Raw genomic sequence first — 25,566 nt, 5'->3', positions numbered from 1 at the left:
ACGGCTAAGATGGCGGGAATTGTACATAATTAGAGACTAAATGACAACCAATTTTTCATCTTGATCTAAAATAAGACAAAAATAATAGTCCATTGATTATGATATCATACTGTACAAAATAATAAACGTTTTTTATAAAATTTAATTAATTCATCTTTTAAAACGCAACTTGATGATTGTATGATGATTTTTTTATACCTTGATATACGACCTCTTACTTCGCATCCATATCCAGAAAATCCCCAAATTACTTCAGTACAGAATAATTTTTTACAAAATTCTTGATGACTCAAAACAACTCTGGGCGTAAAATTACAAATTTGCTAGCATATACCCAACAAATTGGGTCAGGACTTACGCAAAACCTTAGAGTCGAGGCAAAAAATGTTTTTAACAAAGAGATTGAGATTTTGCGTAAGTCCTGTGGGTAAAAACAATCTTCTCACGTACTTACTATGAAGGGGTGTAATGAGTCTGCGTAGCTTTCTTATTGTCGTTTTATCTTTGCTCTTAGGATGTTCCATGGCAGCCAATCAAAAAATTATCTATGGCTATGTTGAAAAAGCAACTTTAGTCGATAAAGACATGACCTTATCTGCCAAATTGGATACCGGGGCAAAATCGGCTTCTCTTAGTGCCATCGATATTCATGAAATTGAAGAAAATGGTAAAGCTTATTTGCAGTTTAAAGTCCCCGGTAAAACTGGTGAGGTTGAATTTACTTGCGAATATGTCGGTAAAGTTAAGATCAAAGTGCGTGCCGGGGAACATTCCTCACTCCAGCATCATATAGAACCGATTAGACGTCCTATTGTCACCATTAAGGTTAAAATTGGTGATAAAATACGTACCATCCCTGTGAATTTAACCAATCGTAAGCGTTTTAATTACCCTCTCTTGCTCGGCAGAGATGCAATCATCGCTTTTGATGGTCTCGTTGATCCACAACATGCATTCCTAGTTAAAACTCAAAAAGTTGAGAAAAAATGAAGTCAAATAAACGCCATGTTTATGGCTTAATTCTTACCTTATTCATTGTAGGTATAGGCGTATTCCTTTACCGTCATCTAATACTTGATGTTCCTGTGACAGACACAGAAACAGTCAATAGTTGGATGGTCGAAGCTCATTTGCGCTTTACTGCGGAGCGCAATATGCCCGTAAAAGCCAGTTTCACGATTCCTTATATGCCACCCTATTTTGCAATTTTAGATGAATATTTTGTTTCCCATAACTATGGTGTAACGACAAATTTAAGTGGCTACAATCGCCTTACAATTTGGTCTTTGCGACGTAGTAGTGGTGTCCAATCCCTTTATTACCGGGCTATTTTTCGCGAAACAGATAATAATGAATCTTCTTTAGGCAAGCCTCCTGCTATAAAAGCACAACCCTTGACTGAAAATCTAAAAGCTGCCGTAGATGCGATTACCAATCAAGTACGTCAATCCTCGGCAGACATCCAAACATTTGCCCAAGGGACTATTAAAGAACTGAATAAGCAAGATGGTAATTCCAGATTATTGGTAGGCAATGAATTCAATGATGACAGCGTAATAAAAGCTGCCATCATTGTACTAAATCAAGCAAAAATTTATGCGATGCCTGTCAAAGGAATTTATCTGAAGCATCAAAATAAGACCGATTTTAAATTATTCATGGTCGTTTATAATGGCAAAGATTGGGTCTATATTAATCCGCGAACAGGTAGCGCAGGTTTCCCGAGAGATTTTCTTGTTTGGCAATATGGCTTTGATCCCGTTTTTGATGTTTTGGGTGGCAAAAAACCTATTTTTAACCTAACGGTTTCGCCAACTCCGATTAACGCCTTATCAATAGCCAAAGCACGAGGTTTACAAACAGACTCGCAGTTATTACGCTTCTCTTTGTTACAATTACCAGTCAATGTTCAAGAAACTTATAAAATTTTACTTACTGTACCCATTGGTGCCTTTATCATTTTATTGTTACGAAATTTTGTTGGTTTAAAAACCTTTGGTACTTTTATGCCTGTGCTAATCGCCCTGGCCTTTCGAGAAACACACGTCATTTGGGGAATTACTCTTTTTGTTATCATTGTGTCATTCGGGTTACTAGCTCGCTTCTATCTGGATCAACTCAGGCTTCTATTAGTGCCGCGATTAGCCGCTATTCTCACCATTGTCATTCTTTTAATGATCTTTATTAGTGTGCTAAGTCAAAATTTAGGATTAGAATCAGGCTTATCGGTAGCCCTCTTCCCCATGGTGATTCTCACGATGACCATCGAACGTATGTGCATTACCTGGGATGAACGCGGTGCATCGGATGCAATAAAATCAGGCATAGGCAGTCTCATTGCTGCTGTTATTGCCTTTTGGGCAATGAATTATGAACCCATGCAATATTTAGTTTTCGCTTTCCCAGAGTTGCTTTTGGTTTTACTCGCATTAATTTTATGGTTTGGTCAATATCGCGGATATCGCCTTTCTGAATTAATGCGCTTTAAAGTCTTGGGCGGAGAGCAGTTATAATGTGGAAACTATACCACAGACTCCATAAGCGGGGGATCTTAAGTATCAATCAGCGTAATAGTGATTATGTTTTAAAGTACAACGAACGTAAACTCTACCCGTTGGTTGATGATAAATTGCAAACCAAGAAGTTAGCAATTAAAGCAGGCATTGCGGTTCCCAAGCTCTATGAAATTATTGACAGCGAACACCAGATAAAAAACATTGATAAAATCCTCGAGCCTTACAGAGATTTCGTTATTAAACCTGCTCACGGTGCAGGAGGCGATGGCATTATTGTTATCACAGGTAGCGTTTTCGGACGTTATCGTCAAATCAATGGTAAGTTATTTACTAGCCAAGAACTGAGTTACCATCTTTCTTGTCTGTTAACAGGCGCTTATAGCTTAGGTGGTCACAATGACTATGCCATTATTGAACATCGAGTTGTTGTCGACCCGATATTTAAAGAAGTTAGTTATGAGGGTATCCCCGATATTCGCATTATTACTTTATTAGGCTACCCTGCCATGGCCATGGTTCGCTTACCAACACGACTATCTGGTGGCAAGGCCAATTTGCACCAAGGTGCTATTGGTGTAGGCATTAATTTGGCAACCGGAAAAACCTTAGGCGGTGTATTTCAGAACGATACGATTGATTATCACCCCGATACTCTGGCACCTATTGTTGATATCACCGTACCCTATTGGGATAAGATTCTCGAAATTGCAGCCAGTTGTTATGAGTTGACAGGACTAGGCTATTTAGGGGTCGATATCGTCCTCGATAAAGATCATGGCCCGTTGATGCTAGAGCTTAATGCCCGCCCCGGATTGAACATTCAAATTGCCAATCGTGAAGGCGGACTTAAACGCTATCAAAAAATAGAAAATCATGCCGCAAAAGAAAAAGAATCTATTGCAGCAAGAGTCGCTTACAGTAAACAAGAGTTTGCTCGATAACATACTCCCACTCCTAATAAATTCCCCTTAAATGATGAGTACTTGAGAATTCCAATGGGAGTTAATTGCTATTCATCGATACATTGAAGCAATGTCTACGCTAAGATTGAAAATTAACTTTTTTTAATCGCAATTTTTCAATACTGGGCAAATCCAAATCTGGCATCGACAAGAAAAAACTGTCAGAACCGAAGCCCGATAGCAAAACGTTTTGGTGTGCTAATCCCAAAATAATGGTTGCCAAAATCATAAATACTGCAGGAACATATTCTGGAAGCAGACGGAAAATCCACATGACTAAAGCGGCTGCAAAGATGACCACAAAATTGGTACAAGCCCAATTCATGGTTGATCCTCTTAATAAGAAAAAGAGACCCGCAGGTAAAATTAACGCGGTTAACCAACCCACTACGTCAACAGCATAACTGGATACCGCCAAACCTTATTCTCATTTCCTTGAAAATAGCCATTTAGTTTATTTTCGGTTTGCTGAAATTGCAAAAAGTAAAATCTGATAATTTTTTTCTACCTATCTTAATTTTAAAAACGGGTTGAGAAAAAATAATTTTAAAATTGCTTAATTATTCAGGAATTATGTCAAATATAATCTTACTAGGAGATTAAATCTCCTAGTAATTTAAGTAACCTTCGAACTATTCTTCAGACGACTCAATGCTGCGAATACGCTGTGCTTCGATGACTAATAATTTAAAGTAATCATAAGACATATAGAAATTACCATGATCACCTACATCTTCACCCCAAGAGTTGCGTAGAGTGAATAACCCACGGTGTTTTTGGCCCTTTTCATCAATGGCTACTGCATTATCATCAAAACCAGTAATAACCATTTCATGACCACCAAACATAGCTCCGAACATAGCATCTCTGGCAATTTCTGGCGTTAAAACCCAAGTATCAAAAGTAGAGTTATGACTACCTACAGCCCCCATAAATCCAAGATCAAAGTCTAATAACAGAACACCAAAAGTAACGCGATCTTTCGCTTTTAAACTACGCTTCACTTCCTCAACCACTTTGTTGGTATCAGCACGATCAAGCGCTTGGTAAATATCCAGGATTGGTGACCATGCTACTTGCTCTCTTAAGGTTTCACTCATTTGGTGATAGTCTTCTGGATTCATTTCTGCGGCAGGGGCTTGGCCATTTACAGGGTACTCTGTAACACCGGCACAACCTTGAGAAGCCTGTTGCTCTTTACTAACAACCCCAAAGAGGTCCATTTGACCAAGCACCATAGGTCCAAAGGAACCATTCCAACCACTCGCACCATAGGCATTCTTTTCAAGGTAGTTACCGAGCTCTAATTGACATACCTGACTGATGTAATCGCCTTTACCCAAAGCCGCATCAACAGCTGCAGTAGAAGCAAATGTTACGCAGGTACCGTGTCTACCTTGATTCAGTACAGGAACTTCATTCATACCTAGTTGTATTGCATCGCCTTTACTATCTGCCTTCAGGGCAAATTGCTGTTGGTGGGCTAGAGCATTCTTTGCGCGGTTAGCTAAATTCTGTTTGGCTTTTGCTGATAATTGAATATTTAGAAATTTAATTTCTTTAACAACGTTGGCTGCTGCAGCTCTTGCAACATTTTTTGTAGAGATATGTGACATCGGTACCTTAGCTGTCTTGGTTATTGTCCCTACAACCTTAATATCCTGTGCGGCTAAACTGCCACTAACAAGCATCGATAAAACGGCGAATTTCGCTAACTTCATGGTTAAACTCTCCAAAGTTGCGCCACGGGTTTGTGGCGGCGAGAGTATATCATATGGATTAAAATTATTCATTACGGATTAATTGAAGCCTAAAATGACAATTTGTGAATAAAAATGACGATTTAAGCCATTGGTTTAATTGATTATTTTTTAATCATTTTTCTGCGCAAGTGGCCAGCTTGCGTGGAAGACAATAAAAAATTACCAACTTCATCCTCAGCTTTGTACAACTTAAGTTAATAGACCACTCTACTTACTTTCTAGTTGTATAAACGTCAACTATGCTAATTAATAACACACCAGCGAGTTACATGATGATAGTGAGGGTGTCATTGTTGTAAGGATAAGTTCATGAAACTCCATCAAAATGAAATTGAACAGCAATTAATTTCGATTACCCGCGAATTCCTTCTTGAACTCGAAGCTGAGCGTGCGGTACAAGCAATTACTCTTGAAGCTTCTTTAGAACGTGAATTAGGCATTGGTAGCCTAGGAAAAACAGAACTTTTTCAGCGCATAGAGAAAGTATTTTCAATTCGACTTCCTGAAAATGCAATGATTAAAGCAGACTCGCTAGTAGACTTAGCTAAAATTATTCAACAAATTAGTCCTGCTTCGTCAATACCAACCGATACTCAACAATTTTCTCCTATACTCGAAACATTATCGCTAAATTTAACAACAGCAACCACTCTTCTTGATGTAATACGCATCTATGCAGCCAAAGAACCCAAACGCCCTCACATTTACTTACAAAATGAATTAGGTAAAGAACAGATCATACATTATGGGGAATTACTTGAAAAAGCACTTCTTGTTGCCAATGGATTATGGAAACGCGGTATTCAACCAGGAGAAACCATTGCTATTATGTTGCCAACTCATGAAGAATTTTTTTATACTTTTTGTGGCATATTGCTCGCAGGCGCTATCCCAATCCCTATTTACCCACCGTTTCGTCCTGATCAAATCGAAGAATATACTAAAAGAGAAGCAAAAATTTTAAAGAATGCCCAAGCAAGAATATTAGTTACCTTCTCGCAAGCTAAAAGTCTTAGTCAAATTCTGCGAACCTTTATACCGAGTTTAAAGGAAGTGGTTACTTTGAACAATCTGCAAACCCCCGCTGCAGATTCTTCACCAAGTATTTCCGTAGCATTCAATGATATTGCCTTAATTCAGTACACCTCAGGTAGCACAGGTGACCCCAAAGGCGTCACGCTAACCCATGCCAATATTATCGCCAATATTCGTTCTATTGGAAAAAGCGTGCCCGTTAAACCTACTGATATCTGCGTAAGCTGGTTGCCTCTTTATCATGACATGGGATTAATGACCTGGCTTGCGAGTCTTTATTTCGGACTTCCTGTGACTATCTTATCACCACTAGCCTTTTTAACCAGGCCAGAACGCTGGCTATGGGCCATTCATTATCATCGTGGTTCTCTTTCTGGCGGACCTAATTTTGCTTATGAACTCTGTGTTAAAAAAATTGATCCAAAAGATATTGAAGGATTAGACCTTAGCTCATGGCGTTTTGCATTTAACGGTGCTGAGGCAATCAATCCCCGTACTCTGGAACGCTTTAGCAAAAAATTCTCTCCTTATGGTTTTAAAATTGAAGCCTTTGCACCAGTCTATGGTCTTGCTGAAACAACAGTAGGATTAACTTTTCCACCAACAATGCGTGTTCCCCTCATTGATAAAATACAGCGTGAATTTTTTGAGAAAGAAAATAAAGCTATTCCCGCATCCCAAGACACAAAGCATGTTATCGAATATGTTGGTTGTGGCGAACCTTTAATCGATCATGAGATACGTATAGTTAACGATGCAGGAAATGAGCTGCCAGAAAGAATGGTAGGAAATATACAATTTAGGGGTCCCTCCGCCATGCAAGGATATTATGGCAATCCTGCAGCAACCGCTAAAACCTTTCATAATGGTTGGTGGTACACTGGTGATTTGGGTTATTGTGTCGGTAAAGAACTATTTATTACCGGACGTAAAAAGGATCTTATTATCAAAGCAGGACGTAACCTTTATCCAGAAGAGATTGAAGAAATAGTCAGCCAAATCGCAGGAATTCGCCGTGGATGCATCGTTGCTTTTGGAACCACCGATCCTGAAAGTGGCACTGAAAAATTAATTGTGGTTGCCGAAACCTATGAAATTACAAAAGAAAAAAAACAACAGATAAGGACAGAAGTTATTGAAAAAATGGCAAGCGCAATAGGTCTTCCACCTGATGTTGTCATACTTGTTCCACCTAAAACTATTCTCAAAACATCCAGTGGCAAATTGCAGCGATCTGCTTGCAAAAAAGCATACCTCGAAGGCAAACTAACCAAGCAACGCTTACCCGTAAAATTACAATTGATAAAACTCGTCCTCTTAAGTCTTAGAAAAAAACTTTCTGATGGGTTCAGCTATCTAGGAAAATTACTCTATTCCTTTTACGCAGGGCTCATGCTAATTCTGGTATTTCTTTTGTCTTGGCTAATTATTTTACCCTTGCCGCAGCATGCTGCGGCAAAATTAACAAAATTTTGCACGCGACTATACTGTCGATTGATAGCATGCCCCATTACCATCCATGGCAGCACAAATCTGCACCACCCGATGATTTATGTGGCTAATCATGCAAGTTACGCGGATTCAATTGTTTTATTAGGCGTTTTACCACCTGGAATTATTTTTGTTGGCAAAAAAGAATTATTAAAAGTTCCCATCATCCGTACATTTATCAAAAAACTTAAATTTATATCTGTAGATAGAATGGATTTTACAAAAAGTCGACACAATATAACCCTGATTAAAAACGCCATCCAAAAAGGACTATCCATTGTCATATTCCCCGAAGGCACATTTACCTACGCCACAGGTTTGCGCCCATTCAAATTTGGTGCCTTTACTGTTGCTGCTGAGACGGGAACAGCAATCTGTCCTGTTTCTATTTGCGGGACTCGCTCTATTTTGCGGGATGGTAGCCTTCTTGCAAAACCTGGAGTCATTAAAGTAACGATTGGGGAACCCATTTTTGCGAAAGGAAGCGATTGGAATGAAGTCATTCGTCTACATTCATTGGTTCGCGCTGAAATTGCAAAAAACTGCGATGAACCAGTCATTGACATCATTGTCGCCGGTCCAATTACTGATTAATACCTGAACTCACTGGCGTGTTTACAATGGCCACCTCTTTTTTCATTTGTGACTCATTATACGCGTCTCGAAAGGTCGTTAGCTTTGCCAACGAATCAAAGACTTTATCCGTGCGCGTATTTTTGTTGTGAGGAGGCTGGTTTTCATATAAATCAAACATGCTTTTTTCTTTTAATGCTTCGTGTAATGTGCTTGTCTTGAAAATACGCTCGCCTGTGATATTTGATATGGAAAAGGTACCACTTCGATTAAACCCTTCCTCATAGGTTTCTTTAAATAGCGCGTCTGCTGTTAAGGTCTTATTACCATACTCTACTGCTCTTGCCAGAGCAAAAGCCTCAATGGAATCCAATCGACGTTCAACCTTATCTTTTATTAATTGGTACACTTGCCTACTAATTACATCATTAGGCTTACCTTGATATTCTAACTGCGTTCGAAGTGCGGCTATCTCACGAATCAATGGATCTTTACTTGCATCCTTACCCGCACCCATCAGTGTTGCCCGATGAATATGCTCAAAGTTATCCACTAAATCAATGTAGAATTGCTCTTCATTAAAGTCATCTGGGCCATATAATTCATGGTTGGTAATGTAATTAATGGTATCTAAGTAACCTAAAGCATCCATTACTCTTGCTAATTTAGTAGCCTCGTCAAAATCTGTTGTTTTAATATTGCCTACACGCAACTCCACTGTACGAAGAGCGTAGTCTGAACGTAACTTTTGATATCCTGCTTCTTTTTGAGCGGTATTTTTAAATGAGGTGTGCAAATCGCCAAGCACTTCTACCAAAACATTTCTTTTTAACCGTTCAATCACTCCTGCGTCATAGAGAATAGGTTTCATTTTTTCTTTGACGAAAGAGCCTAATAGCTTAACCCTATTCTCCTGATTTGTTTCATTTTTATAGGCGTTCCAAAATTCCTGATTGTCTTTTGGTTTTAGTAACAAGCTATCGATTGCTTTTTTTGTCGCAGACATGATGCTCTGAGATTCATCTATGGTGATGACTTTATGTTTCACTTGCTGTGCCAAAACGTACTTTATCGCTTGATGCAATAATTGAGCCTCATCTTCCGCAGAATCTAAATCTTCTTCCTCGTCCCTGACTTGTTTAGCCAAAACAATTGCATCATCTATTATGCTATTTAATATTTCGTCAGAAACCACTTCATCCCAACGCTTGCCATACAACGCTTGAAAGACTTGATTTTTCTTATCATCTAAACCTTCACCAAAAGCAAAAACCATGGTTTGCTCAGGTTTAGTGTTTTTTGCAAAGGTCCCATTTTCTTGCAAATCAAAATAATCCGTTGGCAAATTATCATAGAGTCCCCCGTCAACAAATCGCTGCTTTACCCCATTAATCTCAATCTCAATAGGTTGTAAAACGACTGGAATTGACGCAGAAGCCCGACAAGCCAAGGCAATTTCAACATCTGGTGTAAGATCACTATTGAAAATCTGGAGTTTTCCGTCAGGAAATCTAACAGCAGGTATTGTCAATTGCTTAAAATGCTCTGGGAAATAACGATTAAGTATTGCTAAATCACCGAAGGTAATACGCGGGCTCTCCCCTCTTACTTTGGCTAATAGCTGTCTTAGATCCTCATGCTGCTCAGCAATATCCTCAAGATTGTCTAACTGCTGTAATGACCCTTTGACTGTTGCAATGATATTGTCACGAATAAACGCTTCAAGAGGTTTACCATCCTTTGTTATGGATGAAATACCGGGTTCATTTTTGCCAAAAACAGCACCAACCCTCTTACCCAAAAGGTCTTTGAAGTTAGTAGAAAGCAATTGCTCACGAAAAATGTCAGAAGGCATGCCTACAGCCATGAAAGCAGCAGTGATCGCACCGGCTGACGCACCAGAAAAAGCTTGAATTTTTTTTAATACACCAGTGTCTTGCATTGCTCTATAAGAGCCAGCATAACCGACTCCTTTAGCGCCACCACCGCTACAAACTATTCGCTCTATAGGTTGTTGCTGTGCCTTTTGAAGCTGTTCCAGTGTTGGTGAAATTGGGCCCTTAGCTTTCATAAAAAAACATTGACAATATGATCATAATTTAATCATAAAGCATTAGTATTAACGCTTCCTTAACTAGGATGATCGGAGGGCTCTGGTTGATGTCAGCAAGAATTGCTAATTAAAGTATTGGTGCCAAGCGCTAGAAGTCTAGTGGCAACCGTGTTTTAAGTGCCCTGAAATAACTTAACCATTGCTTCATTAAATAGCGGTATATCTCCCGGTTTTCGGCTTGTTAACAGTTGACTATCACATACCACTGGCTCATCAACCCATTCTGCACCAGCATTTATTAAGTCAGTTTTAATAGAAAGCCAAGAGGTCATTTTATGCCCTTTAACCACATTCGCATTAATTAATAGCCAGGGCCCATGACAAATAGCTGCTATGGGTTTATGTTGTTCATTCATTTTGCTAACAAATGAAGCCGCTTTAGGAAACAGGCGTAACCTGTCTGGGTTGATTACACCACCCGGTAAAAGTAATGCATCAAAATCCTCAGGATTTGCCTCATCCAAAGGAATATCCACAGAAAAATTATCGCCTTTTTCTAAATGATGCCAACCTTGTACCTGTTCTTTTTCTGGAGAAATCAATAAGGTTTTAGCACCCTCATTTTCCAAAGCTTTGCGCGGCGCTTCCATTTCCACTTGTTCAAAACCATGGGCCACTAAAATTGCTACTCTAATTCCTTTTAACTTGTCCATACATCACTTCCTTTTTTTCCAATTTTTAAAAACTATTAATTTTCCCTATCATTCATCATCACTACTGCAATTCATCCCCCAGCAAGCTCCAACACATGTTGATACTGCCCCTATAAAAAATAAAACAAATACGATAAAAGCAGCCCAAGCTAAATTATTCGGTGAAACATTGATGGCAATTGAATTTTGATCGCTTGTAACGGTCTTTTTAGGACTAGTTTCTTGAAAATTGGTTTTTTCTTGCGTTGCTGAAGTTACTGCGGTTTGCGTCAGATTATTCGTATAAGTCGAGACATATTGACTCGTATGGCCTGCTATCAGTGCAGTCAATACCAAGGCTACAACCCAGGTAGTAAAACCATAAATAATCCCTAAATTACGTTTTGGGCAATATAATCGCCCCAAATAGCCCGCAGCATAACCAGCCACAACCATAGAAGCAATTATTCCTATCAGTAAGCCTAATAAACCGCCTATAGCCAAAACAGCGGAGCCTTCTGGATTCAGGGTGAATAAGCTTAATCCTATAGCAATACCAAATAAATTTAATAAAAAGCCTAAGCCTACACCGGTCAAAGCGCCAACAAAAATTGCCGTCCAGGAAATGCGTTTAAAGGAATGTGGATGACAATGATTTGGTTCGTTGATCATGATAACCTTCCTTGTCTAAAAAATATGAGAAACTAGCCAAATTAATACTAAGATGCTTAGAGGAACCCCCAATAACCATGCAATTAGGTATTTAAGCATTTTTATCTCCTTATAAAACTACTTCCTCATGAGATTAAAAATGATCATGACACACATCTTTTTTGATGAGCCTTCTTAAGAAATAGAGTAAAACCAAGCTCAAAGCAAATGAATGAAACTTAACCGAATGATATTTAAAATTTTTTTTTACCGCTAATACTCGACTTAAAAAGTTATCTAACTTTTTTAAGTGCTTGATAAACCGCTAGGGCACGGTGACGAGCTTCATCGTGATCCACGATAGGATAAGGATAATCTTTGCCTAAGGTAATTCCCAATTTGTTAGGAGCCTTCCAGGGCTTATGAATCCATTGCGAAGAGACAGAGGCTAACTCAGGCACCCATCGCCTGATATACTCACCCTGAGCATCAAATTTCTCTCCCTGTAATACAGGATTAAAAATACGGAAATAAGGAGCAGCATCAGCACCACTGCCAGCAACCCACTGCCAACTTGCAGAGTTATTAGCCAGATCCGCATCGACTAAGGTATCTAAAAACCAGGCAGCTCCTTTTCTCCAATCAATCAATAAATCCTTTACCAAAAAAGAAGCCACAATCATACGAACACGATTGTGCATATACCCCGTTCGCCATAGTTCACGCATACCCGCATCAACAATGGGAAAACCGGTTAGCCCCTGCTGCCATTTTAGTAGGACATCTTCATCATTTCGCCAGGAGAATTGATTAAAATCTTGTTTGAAATTTTCTTCATGTAACGAAGGAAAATGATAAAGCAAGTGATACGAGAACTCCCGCCATCCCAATTCTGCCAAGAATACTTCAAAAGGTGGGCAGCAAGGCCATTGATTAATACTTATCGGAGCAGGGAGTTCAATTTTTTTTAAGCACTGTCGCCAAAAGGGAGTAAAGACTTTAAAGTAGCTCTGATTGCTGGTCGTGACTTCCCAAGGCTCGATTAATAAACTGGCATTAAAGCTAAAAACCTTGACACCTAAATTTTTTAATTGCGCCTTAATGGCTTTATCCCGCGTTATTTTTTCAGGCTCATAACAGCGATTCCAATATACAGCCTCTATTTTATATTGCTTAATTAACGTAAACAGTTGTGGCCAAGCCAGACCATGCCGTAAACACAAGTTCAACCCATGACTTTCCAGATCTTTTTTTAAAGACAATAATGAATGATGCAACCACCACCCTTGTGCTGCCCCTACTGTTTTAGCTGGTTTTTCATCTGCAATATAAAGTGGAATAACTCCTTTATGGTTCTGGCATGCAGCGGCCAAAGCTGGATTATCCTGACAACGCAGATCTTGCCTAAACCAAACGAGTGCTATTGACATATTAGTCTACCGAAAGTTATCTAAAATTTAATTAGTGTTCATTATGCTCATAGTATTTATGTTTTTTACAGCAAACCAATGGTATTCTCAAAAAATGAATTTAGGATACGAGGCTCAATGACGTGCAAAATGTAACTAAGAATGACAACCGGATAGTAATCGGGGTTTCTTCTTGTCTTTTAGGAGAAAGGGTTCGTTTTGATGGCGGCCACAAACGTGATAGCTACCTTTGTGATTTGCTAGCCAACTATGTTGATTTTTTGCCTATTTGTCCTGAAGTAGCTATTGGCATGGGCACGCCACGCCCCCCTGTTCGCTTGATTGGCAATGCTCAATCACCAAGCATGGTAGACATTAAAAATCCTAATAAAGATTACACCGCCGCAATGCTTAATTTCTCTCAAAACATTATGAAACAACTACAGAACATCAGCGGCTATATCTTAAAAAGCAAGTCACCTTCTTGTGGTTTAAAACGTGTTAAAATCTATCAAGACCAAGGACAAGCACCCCGAATGGGGCAAGGCATTTATGCCAAAACTCTTACAGAATACTATCCCTGGTTACCTATTGAAGAAGAGGGGCGCTTGAATGACCCTCATCTACGTGAAAATTTTATTGAGCGTCTTTTTGTCTATAAAGAATGGCAAGACCTGGTAAAAACAGGCTTAACCAATAGCAGTCTACTTGATTTTCATACCCGTCATAAGTTAACACTAATGGCTCATCATCCAATACGATGCCGAATGCTTGGTAAAAAAGTCAGTCGTATTAATGAAGAAAACTTATCTGTATTTGCGATAGCCTACCTTACTGATTTAATGGAGACACTTGGTTATATAGCAACCCCAAAGAAACATACGAATGTATTGCAACATTGTTTAGGCTACTTTAAAAAACAGCTCGATAAAAAAGATAAACAAGAATTATTAGAAGCCATTGAAAGTTACCGTCGTGGATTACTGCCTTTAATTGTTCCCATAACTTTACTTAAGCATCATTTAAATCACCACCAACAACCCTATTTGGAAAAACAAAGTTACCTCGCTCCCTATCCTCAGGAACTAATGTTACGTAATCACATCTAGGTCATCTTAAACTCAAAGAGCCTTCCTATATCTAAGAAAAATTCGTGGCAGTTTACTTGTATCAAAGCAGGCAAATACGAGCCTATCTGCAGGCTTTTTTGTCGCTAAATCCAAACATTGTTTATGGAGTTTTGCTTCAAATTGATAACCACATTTCTCTATCACACGAAGCGATCGAAGATTTTCTGCCTGGCAGCAAATCTGCACACGAATTGCCTTTAATTGTTCGAAAGCGTAATGAGTCAGAGCAATCGTCAATTCTGTTGCAAACCCTCTACCAGTGTAGTCACTGTGCAGCCAATACCCAATTTCATAAAAAGGTACGAAAGAATCACTTTGATCATTGTAGCCGCTGGCACCAATAATACGATTCTCTTCTTTCAACAAGACGATAAAAGGCATTTCCTTTTGTTTATTGGTTCCCCAAACTTCAACATTGTTATCTATAAAGGCTTTTGTCATTTCCAGACTTGGATCTTGAGCCCAAGGCATCCAACGAGAAAGCGCAGATAATGACTCTTGAATCGCTTGATTAAGAGAAAATTCATCACCTTTTTGAGGGGCTCTAAGGATCAAGTGACTCGTTTCGATAATCGGATGCATAATTTGATTTTGCCAAATCATATGTTACTCCATATTGCGCTTAAACTTAGTAACTTACAATGGCCTTTAAGCCCAATAACAAATTAGGCAGCACGCTATTATCAGGCATCTTTCTACAACTAGTTCTATACTCTCTTTAACAAATCCTGCATGGAAGAAAAATTATGGCTGTTACAACTGGATTATCAGGTAATGAAATTTATTGCTTGTCAGAAAAAGGTTATGCTCCGGGAAATATCGTAGTTGGTAATAGTGTTCATTCTCTTGGAATTCTGCGAAGTGTTGGCACAGGATTAAAAGCCATGCTAGGAGGAGAGTTAAATCAAATTACCCAGCTTATCGAAGATGGTAGGAAAACAGCTTACCAACGGATGCTACAAGAAGCCATCAATCATGGCGCAACTGGAATTACCGGTGTTGACAGTCAACTCATTTTTCATGGTGCCAATGTCGAGTTTCTAGCAATTGGTTCAGCAATTCATGCCAATGGCTCAACCCCTCTCAACAAATTCTCCACCTCCGCTGATGGTCAAGAACTCTATGCCCAGTTGGATGCTGGTTATAAGCCCATTTGTTTTGCTTTCGGCAATGTTGCTTATGCGATGGGAATTGGCCGTGGCATACTTGGCAGTTTAAAAACCTTAGCTCGTGGTGAAATTAAAGAATATTCAAATATCTTTAATCACACACGACATTTGGCATTAAGCCGCATTATTGCTCACGCTAAAGAACACAAAGCTAATGCAGTACTTGGAATTAAAACAACTATACTACCCTTCGGTGGCGTTAACGAAATGCTAATGATAGGAACTGCCTCTCATAACTCTAAATTACCTGGCGATAAACTCAATGATCCAATCAGCAGTGATATGACCAATATTGAAATGTGGAATATGGCGAACAAAGGTTACATGCCATTACGCTTGCTACTAGGAACTTCTGTGTATTCTCTGGGCTTAGTTGGTGGAATTACTTCGACATTAAAATCCTTTGTACGCGGCGAGATTAACGAATTAACCCGTCTGATTTATGATGCCCGTGAGAATGCTTTAGCCATTATTAATGAAGAAGCCAAGGCGATTGGTGCTGATGATGTCATCGGTGTAAAGACTTATGTCTATCAATTGGGAAATGGCTTAATCGAATTCTTAGCCATTGGTACAGCGGTTAAAAAACTCTCAGCCAGCACCACTGAATCAGAGCAGCTTCCTCCACAGGCCATTATCGTCGACAGAGATACCTTTTATGACTCAAACATTCCCAACAATTTCGATGTGAATATGAATACCGGCAATAAACCCATTAATAGAGGCTTCTCCTCTCTAATGATCCCTTTCATTATTTTGCTATTTTTAATTCATCTGCTTATTAGGATCTTTACTTAAATGGATCTTTTTTAAACTTAATTTCATGATCTTAGATTTCGCGACACACAGGCGTGAACGCTACTGACCCTGCTAAGAACAAACCAGAGAATGATTAAAATTTAATCGCTGGGGACATTAGTGGGGGCTTTGTTTAGAACCAGATTCAAAGATACGCGAAACAAAACTATTAACAAAAATCCCTTTAGGATCCAGTTCTTCCATGACATCTAAAAATTTTGTGTGGTGGGAATACCGTTGCAAAATGTCTTCACTTGATGCAAAAAATTTTCGAGACCAAGAAACTCGCCCATCAACCCTTAAAAGATCTTTCTCAAGTTGTGCATAGAAAGAAATTTCATTGGAATCAGCCGCTTGAAACAATATATCGATATAACAGGTATCCCTCTGATATGTAGGTGATAAAAACCCTAATGTATCAGCACCAACAGGCCTTAGAATAAAAGGCAAACATCGTATATAGGCGCCTGTATGATTAAACTCTTGTGTGGTGTGGAATATAGCATCTAATGCTTCTTTTACTCTGCTGATTGGAATAGCGTATTCCATATTAAAAAAACGGCTTTTATGCCGTGAGAGCTCTCCATCTGACCAATTCGTAACATTACTGGAGTTATAAAGTTTTCTTAAAATAGAAAGAAAAATTTTACTATTAAATACTTTTTGGAAGAGTTTTGTTAATAATTGCCATCTTTTTGGCTTAAACATCCAGAGTATCGACTCAAATACCCAGATACTCCTGATGGATTGTTTACTGTAAGGTTGCAATCCACATCGTATTTTGTCTTGAGTTTTAATAAAAGCTAATCCTTGTAAAGGAAAAAGCATAAATTGCACTCCATCATGTTTACGTGCCAGACTTTCAATTTCATCATTGATATCCTTTAAGGCAGTTGAATATCGCTGCACTAGTACATCGTAACTTTCTTCAAGTTTCAGAGTAATGGAATAAAAAATACCTAATGCTCCAAAACTAGCCAATGCGGCTTCAAATCGTTGCTGACCTTTGGTATTTCTAGCGTCATCCTGAAGTTGTAACATTTCACCATTTGCCGTGACCAGTTTGATCTCACGCACTAGAGACGAATATGTGCCATAAAAAATATTAGTGCCATGAGTAGCATTAGAAATCGCGCCGCCTAGTGTAATTTCATCAACATTTGGAATGCTTGGCAAGGCAACATTATTATTGTTGAAAAAAAGATATAGGTCTTTTAGTCGAATACCCGCTTCTGCTTCAATAACTTTAGTGCGAGGATTAAAAGAAATAATTTTATTGAGATGTTTTAGATCAATTTGTATGCCACTAGTAGCTGCGCAGTCTGAAAAGGAATGTGCTGCGCCGATAGCTTTTATTTTTATATTATGTTTTTCCGAGTATCGCACGCAGTCTTGCAATTCCTGCAAAGAAGCAGGACATACCGTTTCCTGACAACACCAAGTTTCATTGCCAGCCCAATTTGTTTTTCTGTTAACCTTTGGTTTTGAATCCATACAAGCTTCTCATAAGTTGATTCTAGGCCTAGCGCTCCGAAACTTGTGCTCTGATGCAAAATTTGCAATTACCCTGAATTGTAGACGAAAGATCAGCGATATGCATGCTGCGATCAACCGCCCACTTTGATACTCGCTCAAAACCTACATAAATAATCTTTATCTTCTTCTATTAACGTTTTTTGAAGTTTATTGAAAAAATTTGCAATAATTTGCTTGTGCTTGCACTACTAATTCATGGCATAGGTACTCTTCTCCAACATCGTCTTTGTAATGCTCAAAACATTTGCGGGTAGATTATGATGCTTAGTTTAATCGTGAATCTTGCCATCAACGAGATGAATGACTCTGTCTGCTAAAGACGCAAACTCAGGCTCATGTGTGACCACTATTACTGCTCGCTGATGCTCATGTGCGAGTTCTTTTAATATCATTTGCACATTTAAACTCGCAGCCCTATCTAAATTTCCTGTCGGTTCATCGGCCAAAATTAATAAGGGTTCATTTGCAAGGGCCCTGGCAATAGCAACACGTTGACTTTGGCCACCAGAAAGCTGTTTAGGGAATTTATATAATTGATCTTCCAAACCTAAGTTTGTTAATAATTGAATAGCACGTTTTTTAATGGCATCAACAGGCAATTTGCCTAATCGTTGCATGGGTAGCATGACATTTTCTAATGCACTAAATTCTGCCAGTAAGAAGTGAAATTGAAAAACGTAGCCTAGCTGTGCAAGTCTTTTATCAGCCAGTTTATCTTCGCTATAGGTTGCTGTGTCTTCTCCCGTTAACCATAATTTTCCACTCGTGGGTTTATCCAGTAATCCTAATAAATAAAGGAGCGAGGATTTACCAGAGCCTGAAGGCCCGGTTATGACAACAAATTCGCCCATCTGAATTTCAAGGCTGATGTCCTTAACCAAGGTAATGGGCACCTCTTCCAACAGAAAACGCGTGAGTTGCTCAGTCTTTATTACCGTTGTCATTTATATCCCTCCTCGCAGGATATCAACGGGTTGAACCATCGCGGCTTTACGTGCTGGAAGCAAAGCGGCGATAATTGCAGCAGTCATCGCAAAAGCGGTGGCTATCAGAAACTGCCAATACCCCCAGTCAAGCGGCATGCTAATTAATTCCGTGCTCCCTGGTGGCTTAAATTTTATCTGCATAAGGCCATACATTAACAAACTTCCTAGAGGGAGTCCGAACATACATCCAACAACCCCAAGAATTAATCCCTCAATCACAAAAATAAATTGAATCTCATGCTTATAAAAACCCATGGATTTAAGGATGGCAATATCACGGTGCTTTTCCATTACTACCGTAGAAATGACATTATAAATTCCAAAGGCTGCCACAATGAGTACCGCACTCACTACGCTGTACATAATAATGTTACGAATGACCAAGGTGTTTAGTAGATCTTCCGATTTTTCTTGCCAGGAAATTGATTGATAACCAATTTGCTTTTCAATTTGTGCAGCCATTTCATGAGCCTGGTAAGGATTTGGTAATTTAATAACAATGTTATTTGCTCGATTAGGACGATTAAGCAAAGCTTGCGTACGTTTAAGGCTTACAAAAGCTTGATAGGTATCAAAATCAGCTCGGCCAGTACGGAAAATGCCAAGGATCTTAAATGTTCGCACCTGGCCTGCGGGAGCAGTAATAGTAATATTATCTCCCATGGTTAATGATAATTTCCGTGCCATTTCACTACCAATGACAATACCGTCCGAATTAACTATCAAATCATCAATCGTTCCTGCAATCATGTAGTTTTCAATGGTGGAAACTTTCTTAATTTCCTCCGGAATCATGCCATTTAAAGTAATAGAAATATCTTTCCCGGCAAAACTCACCAATGCTTGGCCAACAAGGACAGGAGAAGCAAGAAGGCCTGGTGTTGTATAAAGATATGCCATAATTTGCTCATATCCTCGTATACCCCGAGTCTCAGTTAAAGGCTTCACACTACGAATTTCAATAGCCCCTGTTTTATAAAATTGCTGAACTGGCTGCAACCGCGGATTACGGTATTCGTCAACAATAGTAATATGGGGAGAATTATCAACAAGTCTTCGGATAAAATCTTTTTCTGAGCCCTGCATCAACGACGAAATTGTCAAGAAGAAGGCAACACCAAGAATAATCCCCATCAGAGATACTAAACTTTGTCGCTTACGGGCAAGTAAATGTCTTGAAGCAATCATTAGAAATAACTTCATTCTTTTTCCTGCTCTACCAGAATAGGACGAACTCTAACTCCCTCTTCTAATTCGGTATTAGGATGCAAGACCACTAAATCTTGGGTCGTCACTCCCTTTAAAATCTTTACTTGCTTAAAGCCTTTTGCGCCCACTAATACAGTCGACTGGATAAGTCGTCCATTTTGTACAAGCCAGATTTTATTTTTTGTCACGGCAGTTAGCGGTAATAACAGAGCATTCTTTTTTTCGTGAAAAATGATATTGGTTTCAGCAGTCATTCCGATTAACAAAGGATTTTTTTCCGTGAAATTAATGCGTACGCGATAACTACGGGCGATAGGATCCCCCTTAGGCGTAATGCTTTGCACTTTTCCATAAAAAATTTGTCCTGGAAAAGCATCCGCGCGAATCAATACTTTTTGCCCTAATTGTACATTGGCAATGTCTTCTTCATCGACTTCAGTCGAAATACGTAATGGTGCGCAGCAGGAAAGCCAAAAAACAGCTTGATTAGCTGGAATTAATTGCCCTATCTCACCATCGCGACGAATAATGCGACCATCTGCGGGAGCAACTAGCTTTAAATACTTAATTTGTGCTTCAGCACCATGAACCTCAGCATTTGCCGTCTTCCATTCTGCTAACGTTCTATCGTACTCATCTTTAGATACAACCCCTTGCTTGACTAAGGTCGCATTACGTTCATATCGCTTACGGGCCAATTCTTCGCGGTGCTTTAATTCTATTAATGTTTGTTGTAGTTGGTCATCTTCCAATTGCGCTAAGACTTGTCCTTTGACAACTTCACTCCCTTCATCTGCATTCAGTTTGATTAGACGGGCAGAAATATGAGTGGAAATAGGGAGCATTACTGTCGCTTCAACAGTGCCAGTCGCATAGGCTGCTTGAACGGCTGTTCCATAGACAGGATGAGTCACTTCTACCGTGTCTCGAGTTAGCAAAGGGATACTAAACCATCCTGCGAATAGCACGATAAGCACAACACTAGCTAACAATAAAGATTTTTTCATAACCTGCCAATTTAAAAAGTATTGGTTTGACTTTGCAAATTATTACCTTACTAAGCAAGTATACTCTCAGGATTTAGGAAAAATCCTCATCTCCTGGTTAAAATTATTGTTAAATTTGATTAAGTTAATATTCCTTCCGTACAAAACGATGGCTGTTGAAAGATGTAACCTGCAAGTTATCTCGACCCCACCAGGTCGTAGGGGCCTGAGTATTATAGACCCCACGGCCTTGAGCACGGGACCAAGACCTATGCACAATCCAATATCAGAAGAGTAATTTGTATCGTCACATCAAAACCTAAGACTTTGCTAATCGTCTACTTCTTTAATCCAGGTACGGAAAACAGCTGCCTATCTTGTAAGCGCAAAGCGGTTAATTGCCCGCCCCATAGACAACCCGTATCAATGGCGTAAATAGTGGGATCAGGTGATTTACCTTCCAGAGCCGCCCAATGACCAAAAACCACCTCCACATGGATTGGTTTGCGTTGAGGAACAGCATACCAAGGCAGATAATTTGCAGGGGCAGCCTCAAGGGTTCCTTTATAATCTAGAAGCAAACACCCATTAGTATCGCAAAAGCGCATGCGCGTAAAATAATTGGTGATTACACGTAATCGTGCCCTACCTGTCAATTGTTGCGACCAGCAATTCGGCTCATTGCCGTACATATGGCTAAAAAAATCTCTGTAATTTTCGCCAGCCAGGACTGATTCTAGTTCACGTGCATGCGCTTTCGCTTCTGCCAAATCCCAAACAGGAGGAATACCGGCATGACACATTACAATCTCTAATTCTATATCATGATATAGAATGGACTGTTTTCTAAGCCAGTGCCCTAGTTCCTCGCCATCACTTGCCGATAAAACAGCATGTAAACTATCATCATGGTTCCTGTAGGGATGATCGCCAAATAATTTATTTAACAAATGTAAATCATGATTGCCTAAAGTGATCCTGGGCGTTATCGGCAGATTTTTTACAAAGCGCAAAACCTCAAGTGACTGTGGTCCACGGTTGACTAGATCACCAACAAACCATAGACGATCAACCTTATCATCAAAATGAATATGCTCCAGTAATCGTTGCAAAGGCTCATAACAACCTTGTATATCACCGATTGCATAATCAGGCACCGTTGGGTACTCCCGGTTTGAACATAGCCTGTATAGCAGGTGCTGTCAGGGGTTGCCATTTGCCAGAAGCATTCAAATGGGGTAAAGATGTAGCAGTATAGCTACTTTGTTGACTGGTAAAGTTGGTATTAAATTGTGCTTGATGAATCAGCTCTGTTGCCGAAATAGAACTATTCTTACCCGTGTTTAAATTATGTAATTGTACTTCAGCAGGCAAAGCAACCGCATAATCGGCAAACACAATGCCGGTATGCATCTGTTGCGTGTTGCTTTGCTCAAAACGGGAATTAATGCTGCCATCAGGACCTAAACGATGTAAACCTAAGGATAAAAAGCCATTCTGTATCGCTTGCCAATTTTTATATTCAGGATGTTCACGAATAAATAATTTAAAAATATCCACCGACATTAGCATACCACCAGGCACCATAAATAATGGTGCCTTATTAATCATAATGCGACCACCATCTAAAGTTTTTGTAAGCCATTGAATAAATTCCACACCTATTTGCTGTTCAATTTCAGCAAGCGACTCTGGCACTCCTCCGGCAAATGTACTGACTCGCCCATAGCGCCCGCCACGAGAGCCATAGTTTTTCGCCATCATTTGGTTAAAATAGCGTTGTAGGGCAATCGCATTTGCACGAATTAAAATCGCCCCTAATGTCCCAGCACCCTGTAGATCTTCATTCAGTAAAGCAAGCCAAACCGCTAGCACTTGTTGGTTTGAAGCAATCCAGCTAAAGCCACTTACAGGCATCAGCAAGCGAGCAAGCAAGAGGTTAAGACGGCGACGAAAATCTTCATCGGATTCTTTTTGGAATTCATAGCTATAATGACTTCCAATAGAAGCTAAACTTTCTAACAATGGATTCCATTGCTTTAAGAATTGTCCATGGTTGTCATAAAGTTCGATAATAAAATCGATTTGCAATTTAGCAATGCCTTGCAATATCGCGGCAGAAAATAATGCATACTGCCATAGCTTTTGCTCTTCCGATAATTCGGCAACACCTTCTTGAATTACATATTGCTTAAATAAAGAAAGAGCAGCTTCCGTGCGATTTAAAGCATGATCTAAAAAACCACCCAGTTGTGAATAATAACTATTAGCAGTCTCGGGCAAATTTTGGCAATGATTGACAAAATTATGCATAAGACTTAAGCACAAACTGTCATAGCGAGCCTCCTCCAAGGCACAAGCGTCTCTAATCTGTGTTAATAAAACCTTACGCTTGTCTTCTGCCAGTAAAAGTGGAGCTTGCACAATGCGGGTTAAGCCACTTAGGGATTTAGCATTTAGTGACTTAGTTTTCTTTCCATACCGATGAAACAAAATCAACCTCCAAGATCAGGCATGTACTATTAATTTTACACTAGTTGTCCATAAATTTCGCCATTTGAACATAATCTGCAATAGAAATTTGTTCAGGTCGCAAAACCGGGTCAACACCTAGTCCAGTCAGCTGTGCTGCACTGAGTACGGACTTTAAATTATTTGCCAGCGTTTTACGGCGCATAGAAAATGCCTTGGCCACTAGAGACTCCAAGGCAGTCATGCTCACCTTAGGATAGGGTGAGGAGCGATAAGGTGTTAAGCGCACAATGGCTGAATCAACCTTAGGCTTAGGGTGAAAAGCCTCAGGCGACACATCAAATAGATGCTCTACATCGCAATAATACTGCACCATCACACTCAATCGTCCATAAGCTTTAGTCCCTGGTTTGGCAGCCAAACGCAGTACCACTTCCTTCTGTAACATAAAATGCATGTCATCAACAAACTGTGCGTATTCTAGTAAATGCAGCAATAAAGGCGTCGAAATATTATAGGGTAAATTCCCTATAATCCGCAGATGCCCCCCCCACTGACTGTAGTCAATCGTCAATGCATCGCCTGAGACAAGATTCAATTTACCAATAGCGGCTGGCATTGCTGCTAAATGAGCTTGCAAGTCCCTATCAATTTCAATCGCCGTTAAACTTTTTAACTGTCGCAATAAGGGTTGCGTTAAGGCTCCTAGTCCAGGACCAATTTCAATAACCTTATCGTTCTCCTGCAAATTCAGCGCATTCAAAATTTCATGAATGATTTGTGTATTTTGTAAGAAATTTTGACCAAAGCGCTTACGCGGATGATGCTTCACTTACTCTCACCTAAAAATCAAAGCGAAATTATATCAAAATAATTTGAAAAATGGTGGGTTAAATTAGCTTAATAACATTAAAATTATGAATAATTATTCATAATTTTAAGTCCCGTTAAAAAAGAATTGCAAAGACTTTTTAACAACCAATGTAGATAAATTTTGCTCGATTTAAATGCCATTTATAAGCTATATAAACGAAGAATTCATGCTAACCTTGGCAGGATAATCCTGAACCAACTCACGTAGCTCCTCTCGACCTTTTTTACCCCCCAGATTTATATCCTTCATGATATTAAACAACGTGGCATGCTGAGCAACAGCTTCGAGTAAATAAGTATCCAGGGAATGATTATTCAACTTCGAGTCCATCTGCAAATGCTGTTGTAGTGTAGCAATCAAATTTTCTGAGTTTGCTGTACTCAGTGTTGTTCTAAGATTTTCTGCACGTAGTTTACCAAATTCGGTATAGTGACGTAATTTGGTAAAAAGACCTAGCTTATAGCCACGGCCATCATCGGAGTCTTTGTTTTCTCGCCATTCAAGATAGTCATCAATTTTTTTAATTAAGTCTTTTCTTAACTGCTCTAAGGGAGCTGCAGGAATTTCTGAGGACTTTACAGAGGCTGAATTTTCTTTTACCTGGTGCTGACTCGGTTTACCAACAGTTTCATCCACCTCTTGTTTTGCTTCAAATTTAGCCTCTAAAATAACCTCTTCCAGGGCTTCATCTAGTGTTTTTTGTCCTTGTTCCTTGCCGATTAAATAAGCTTGGTAACCTTCTTCTATTGGCGTATCCACATTAGGTTTGCCATCATCAAACACGATATGGTTCCTGCGATCCTCCTCCCTTATCCCAAGCAATTGCTCTAGCGCTCGCCGCACAGAAGCCTTACCATTGAGATCATCTTTCCCCCAACCTGCAAAAAGAATTCCATCCTGTCGCAGTATTTTCGCTGGCGCATCACTTGAATGATTCTCATAGCGTTTTTTATCATAAACAGCCATGGCATGTACCTCAGGAAATTTTAATCCTTTTTCTATACATGCTTGTTGGAGTTGCTTAAGTATTTTTATTTGATCATCTTCAATGTTTTTAGAATGAAACACAACTTCGTAGCCATAGTGTTTAACAAGCCTATTAATTGTCCCTACTATGTTGACGCCATTTTTTAAGACCTGTGCCCCACCCCAATCAAAATACTCTAAGACAAGATCATCATTCTCATTGATAGTACTAATATCATCCAGAACAGCTCCGTCTAAAACCCCACCATGATCAAGCATCAAATATTTTGGCATT

The 25,566-nt window shown here is 39.4% G+C and carries 21 protein-coding genes; 6 read left to right on the top strand and 15 right to left on the bottom strand.

Annotated elements, in window-relative coordinates; translation table 11 throughout:
* Window positions 1-468 precede the first annotated feature (468 nt).
* Genes Lbru_RS06415 through Lbru_RS06405 form a run of 3 tightly spaced genes read left to right on the top strand, consistent with a single transcriptional unit; the run spans window position 469 to window position 3,457 of the window.
* A complete protein-coding gene (locus Lbru_RS06415) occupies window positions 469-990 on the top strand; it encodes an ATP-dependent zinc protease family protein (RefSeq protein WP_058441349.1) in 522 nt (173 codons plus the stop codon).
* The gene (locus Lbru_RS06410; protein ID WP_058441348.1) at window positions 987-2,513 is read left to right on the top strand and encodes an inactive transglutaminase family protein; all 1,527 of its coding nucleotides are present in this window, start codon (window positions 987-989) and stop codon (window positions 2,511-2,513) included. The genes Lbru_RS06415 and Lbru_RS06410 overlap by 4 nt, the downstream gene beginning before the upstream one ends.
* The gene (locus Lbru_RS06405; protein WP_058441347.1) at window positions 2,513-3,457 is read left to right on the top strand and encodes an alpha-L-glutamate ligase-like protein; all 945 of its coding nucleotides are present in this window, start codon (window positions 2,513-2,515) and stop codon (window positions 3,455-3,457) included. Before Lbru_RS06410 ends, Lbru_RS06405 begins: the two co-directional genes overlap by 1 nt.
* Before the next feature lie 100 nt (window positions 3,458-3,557).
* On the opposite strand, the gene Lbru_RS06400 is transcribed toward Lbru_RS06405, so the two are convergent.
* Window positions 3,558-3,896 (bottom strand): hypothetical protein, encoded by a 339-nt coding sequence (locus Lbru_RS06400; RefSeq protein WP_058441346.1) that lies wholly within the window; start codon window positions 3,894-3,896, stop codon window positions 3,558-3,560.
* Window positions 3,897-4,110: 214 nt separating this feature from the next.
* On the bottom strand, window positions 4,111-5,199 hold the full coding sequence (locus Lbru_RS06395) for a C1 family peptidase (RefSeq protein WP_058441345.1): 1,089 nt from the start codon (window positions 5,197-5,199) through the stop codon (window positions 4,111-4,113).
* A gap of 351 nt (window positions 5,200-5,550) precedes the next feature.
* Between Lbru_RS06395 and Lbru_RS06390 the strand changes: the two genes are divergently transcribed.
* On the top strand, window positions 5,551-8,361 hold the full coding sequence (locus Lbru_RS06390; protein ID WP_083500841.1) for an AMP-binding protein: 2,811 nt from the start codon (window positions 5,551-5,553) through the stop codon (window positions 8,359-8,361).
* Here Lbru_RS06390 and Lbru_RS06385 read toward each other — a convergent pair.
* The 4 genes from Lbru_RS06385 to Lbru_RS06370 form a co-directional block, all read right to left on the bottom strand.
* Window positions 8,351-10,411, bottom strand: coding sequence for a patatin-like phospholipase family protein (locus Lbru_RS06385; RefSeq protein WP_058441344.1), 2,061 nt, complete (start codon window positions 10,409-10,411; stop codon window positions 8,351-8,353). The two genes, Lbru_RS06390 and Lbru_RS06385, sit on opposite strands and share 11 nt — an antisense overlap.
* Window positions 10,412-10,566: 155 nt before the next feature.
* Window positions 10,567-11,106: a type 1 glutamine amidotransferase domain-containing protein gene (locus tag Lbru_RS06380; RefSeq protein ID WP_058441343.1), complete on the bottom strand. Its 540-nt coding sequence runs from the start codon at window positions 11,104-11,106 to the stop codon at window positions 10,567-10,569.
* A 48-nt stretch (window positions 11,107-11,154) separates the two neighbouring features.
* Window positions 11,155-11,757, bottom strand: coding sequence for a hypothetical protein (locus Lbru_RS06375; protein WP_058441342.1), 603 nt, complete (start codon window positions 11,755-11,757; stop codon window positions 11,155-11,157).
* Window positions 11,758-12,029: 272 nt separating this feature from the next.
* Window positions 12,030-13,166 (bottom strand): cryptochrome/photolyase family protein, encoded by a 1,137-nt coding sequence (locus tag Lbru_RS06370; protein ID WP_058441341.1) that lies wholly within the window; start codon window positions 13,164-13,166, stop codon window positions 12,030-12,032.
* Between the two features lie 122 nt (window positions 13,167-13,288).
* Between Lbru_RS06370 and Lbru_RS06365 the strand changes: the two genes are divergently transcribed.
* Window positions 13,289-14,254 carry a YbgA family protein gene (locus Lbru_RS06365; protein WP_058441340.1) on the top strand — a complete coding sequence of 322 codons (966 nt, stop codon included), beginning with the start codon at window positions 13,289-13,291 and terminating at the stop codon, window positions 14,252-14,254.
* A gap of 12 nt (window positions 14,255-14,266) precedes the next feature.
* Here the strand turns inward: Lbru_RS06365 and Lbru_RS06360 are convergent, their stop codons facing one another.
* Window positions 14,267-14,878 carry a GNAT family N-acetyltransferase gene (locus Lbru_RS06360; protein ID WP_058441339.1) on the bottom strand — a complete coding sequence of 204 codons (612 nt, stop codon included), beginning with the start codon at window positions 14,876-14,878 and terminating at the stop codon, window positions 14,267-14,269.
* 143 nt (window positions 14,879-15,021) lie between these two features.
* On the opposite strand from Lbru_RS06360, the gene Lbru_RS06355 reads away from it, so the two are divergent.
* A complete protein-coding gene (locus tag Lbru_RS06355) occupies window positions 15,022-16,242 on the top strand; it encodes a heavy metal-binding domain-containing protein (RefSeq protein ID WP_058441338.1) in 1,221 nt (406 codons plus the stop codon).
* A gap of 117 nt (window positions 16,243-16,359) precedes the next feature.
* Here Lbru_RS06355 and Lbru_RS06350 read toward each other — a convergent pair whose 3' ends face one another.
* From Lbru_RS06350 to Lbru_RS06315, 8 genes are all read right to left on the bottom strand, one after another.
* A complete protein-coding gene (locus Lbru_RS06350) occupies window positions 16,360-17,736 on the bottom strand; it encodes a D-arabinono-1,4-lactone oxidase (RefSeq protein ID WP_058441337.1) in 1,377 nt (458 codons plus the stop codon).
* Window positions 17,737-18,047: 311 nt separating this feature from the next.
* Entirely contained in the window at window positions 18,048-18,722 is a 675-nt protein-coding gene (locus tag Lbru_RS06345) for an ABC transporter ATP-binding protein (RefSeq protein ID WP_058441336.1), read from the bottom strand.
* Window positions 18,723-19,967: an ABC transporter permease gene (locus Lbru_RS06340; RefSeq protein ID WP_058441335.1), complete on the bottom strand. Its 1,245-nt coding sequence runs from the start codon at window positions 19,965-19,967 to the stop codon at window positions 18,723-18,725.
* On the bottom strand, window positions 19,964-20,980 hold the full coding sequence (locus Lbru_RS06335) for an efflux RND transporter periplasmic adaptor subunit (RefSeq protein WP_058441334.1): 1,017 nt from the start codon (window positions 20,978-20,980) through the stop codon (window positions 19,964-19,966). The genes Lbru_RS06340 and Lbru_RS06335 overlap by 4 nt, the downstream gene beginning before the upstream one ends.
* A gap of 317 nt (window positions 20,981-21,297) precedes the next feature.
* Window positions 21,298-22,116 carry a symmetrical bis(5'-nucleosyl)-tetraphosphatase gene (locus Lbru_RS06330; RefSeq protein ID WP_058441333.1) on the bottom strand — a complete coding sequence of 273 codons (819 nt, stop codon included), beginning with the start codon at window positions 22,114-22,116 and terminating at the stop codon, window positions 21,298-21,300.
* Window positions 22,109-23,452: a conjugal transfer nickase/helicase domain-containing protein gene (locus tag Lbru_RS06325; protein ID WP_058441332.1), complete on the bottom strand. Its 1,344-nt coding sequence runs from the start codon at window positions 23,450-23,452 to the stop codon at window positions 22,109-22,111. Before Lbru_RS06325 ends, Lbru_RS06330 begins: the two co-directional genes overlap by 8 nt.
* A gap of 40 nt (window positions 23,453-23,492) precedes the next feature.
* The gene (gene rsmA, locus Lbru_RS06320) at window positions 23,493-24,263 is read right to left on the bottom strand and encodes a 16S rRNA (adenine(1518)-N(6)/adenine(1519)-N(6))-dimethyltransferase RsmA (RefSeq protein ID WP_058441331.1); all 771 of its coding nucleotides are present in this window, start codon (window positions 24,261-24,263) and stop codon (window positions 23,493-23,495) included.
* Between the two features lie 189 nt (window positions 24,264-24,452).
* Window positions 24,453-25,565 carry a hypothetical protein gene (locus Lbru_RS06315; protein ID WP_058441330.1) on the bottom strand — a complete coding sequence of 371 codons (1,113 nt, stop codon included), beginning with the start codon at window positions 25,563-25,565 and terminating at the stop codon, window positions 24,453-24,455.
* Window position 25,566 lies beyond the last annotated feature (1 nt).

The organism is Legionella brunensis, from assembly GCF_001467025.1.
Classification (GTDB): domain Bacteria; phylum Pseudomonadota; class Gammaproteobacteria; order Legionellales; family Legionellaceae; genus Tatlockia; species Tatlockia brunensis.
This window is presented reverse-complemented; position numbering and strand designations above follow the sequence as displayed.

What these genes read in the sequence shown, in the direction of transcription:
- Lbru_RS06380 (WP_058441343.1), bottom strand. Translation starts at nt 11,106, where the DNA reads ATGGACAAGTTAAAAGGAATTAGAGTAGCAATTTTAGTGGCCCATGGT.
- Lbru_RS06345 (WP_058441336.1), bottom strand. Translation starts at nt 18,722, where the DNA reads ATGACAACGGTAATAAAGACTGAGCAACTCACGCGTTTTCTGTTGGAA.
- Lbru_RS06375 (WP_058441342.1), bottom strand. Translation starts at nt 11,757, where the DNA reads ATGATCAACGAACCAAATCATTGTCATCCACATTCCTTTAAACGCATT.
- Lbru_RS06350 (WP_058441337.1), bottom strand. Translation starts at nt 17,736, where the DNA reads ATGGATTCAAAACCAAAGGTTAACAGAAAAACAAATTGGGCTGGCAAT.
- Lbru_RS06355 (WP_058441338.1), top strand. Translation starts at nt 15,022, where the DNA reads ATGGCTGTTACAACTGGATTATCAGGTAATGAAATTTATTGCTTGTCA.
- Lbru_RS06385 (WP_058441344.1), bottom strand. Translation starts at nt 10,411, where the DNA reads ATGAAAGCTAAGGGCCCAATTTCACCAACACTGGAACAGCTTCAAAAG.
- Lbru_RS06390 (WP_083500841.1), top strand. Translation starts at nt 5,551, where the DNA reads ATGAAACTCCATCAAAATGAAATTGAACAGCAATTAATTTCGATTACC.
- Lbru_RS06340 (WP_058441335.1), bottom strand. Translation starts at nt 19,967, where the DNA reads ATGAAGTTATTTCTAATGATTGCTTCAAGACATTTACTTGCCCGTAAG.
- Lbru_RS06360 (WP_058441339.1), bottom strand. Translation starts at nt 14,878, where the DNA reads ATGATTTGGCAAAATCAAATTATGCATCCGATTATCGAAACGAGTCAC.
- Lbru_RS06395 (WP_058441345.1), bottom strand. Translation starts at nt 5,199, where the DNA reads ATGAAGTTAGCGAAATTCGCCGTTTTATCGATGCTTGTTAGTGGCAGT.
- Lbru_RS06415 (WP_058441349.1), top strand. Translation starts at nt 469, where the DNA reads ATGAGTCTGCGTAGCTTTCTTATTGTCGTTTTATCTTTGCTCTTAGGA.
- Lbru_RS06335 (WP_058441334.1), bottom strand. Translation starts at nt 20,980, where the DNA reads ATGAAAAAATCTTTATTGTTAGCTAGTGTTGTGCTTATCGTGCTATTC.
- Lbru_RS06315 (WP_058441330.1), bottom strand. Translation starts at nt 25,565, where the DNA reads ATGCCAAAATATTTGATGCTTGATCATGGTGGGGTTTTAGACGGAGCT.
- Lbru_RS06370 (WP_058441341.1), bottom strand. Translation starts at nt 13,166, where the DNA reads ATGTCAATAGCACTCGTTTGGTTTAGGCAAGATCTGCGTTGTCAGGAT.
- Lbru_RS06410 (WP_058441348.1), top strand. Translation starts at nt 987, where the DNA reads ATGAAGTCAAATAAACGCCATGTTTATGGCTTAATTCTTACCTTATTC.
- Lbru_RS06405 (WP_058441347.1), top strand. Translation starts at nt 2,513, where the DNA reads ATGTGGAAACTATACCACAGACTCCATAAGCGGGGGATCTTAAGTATC.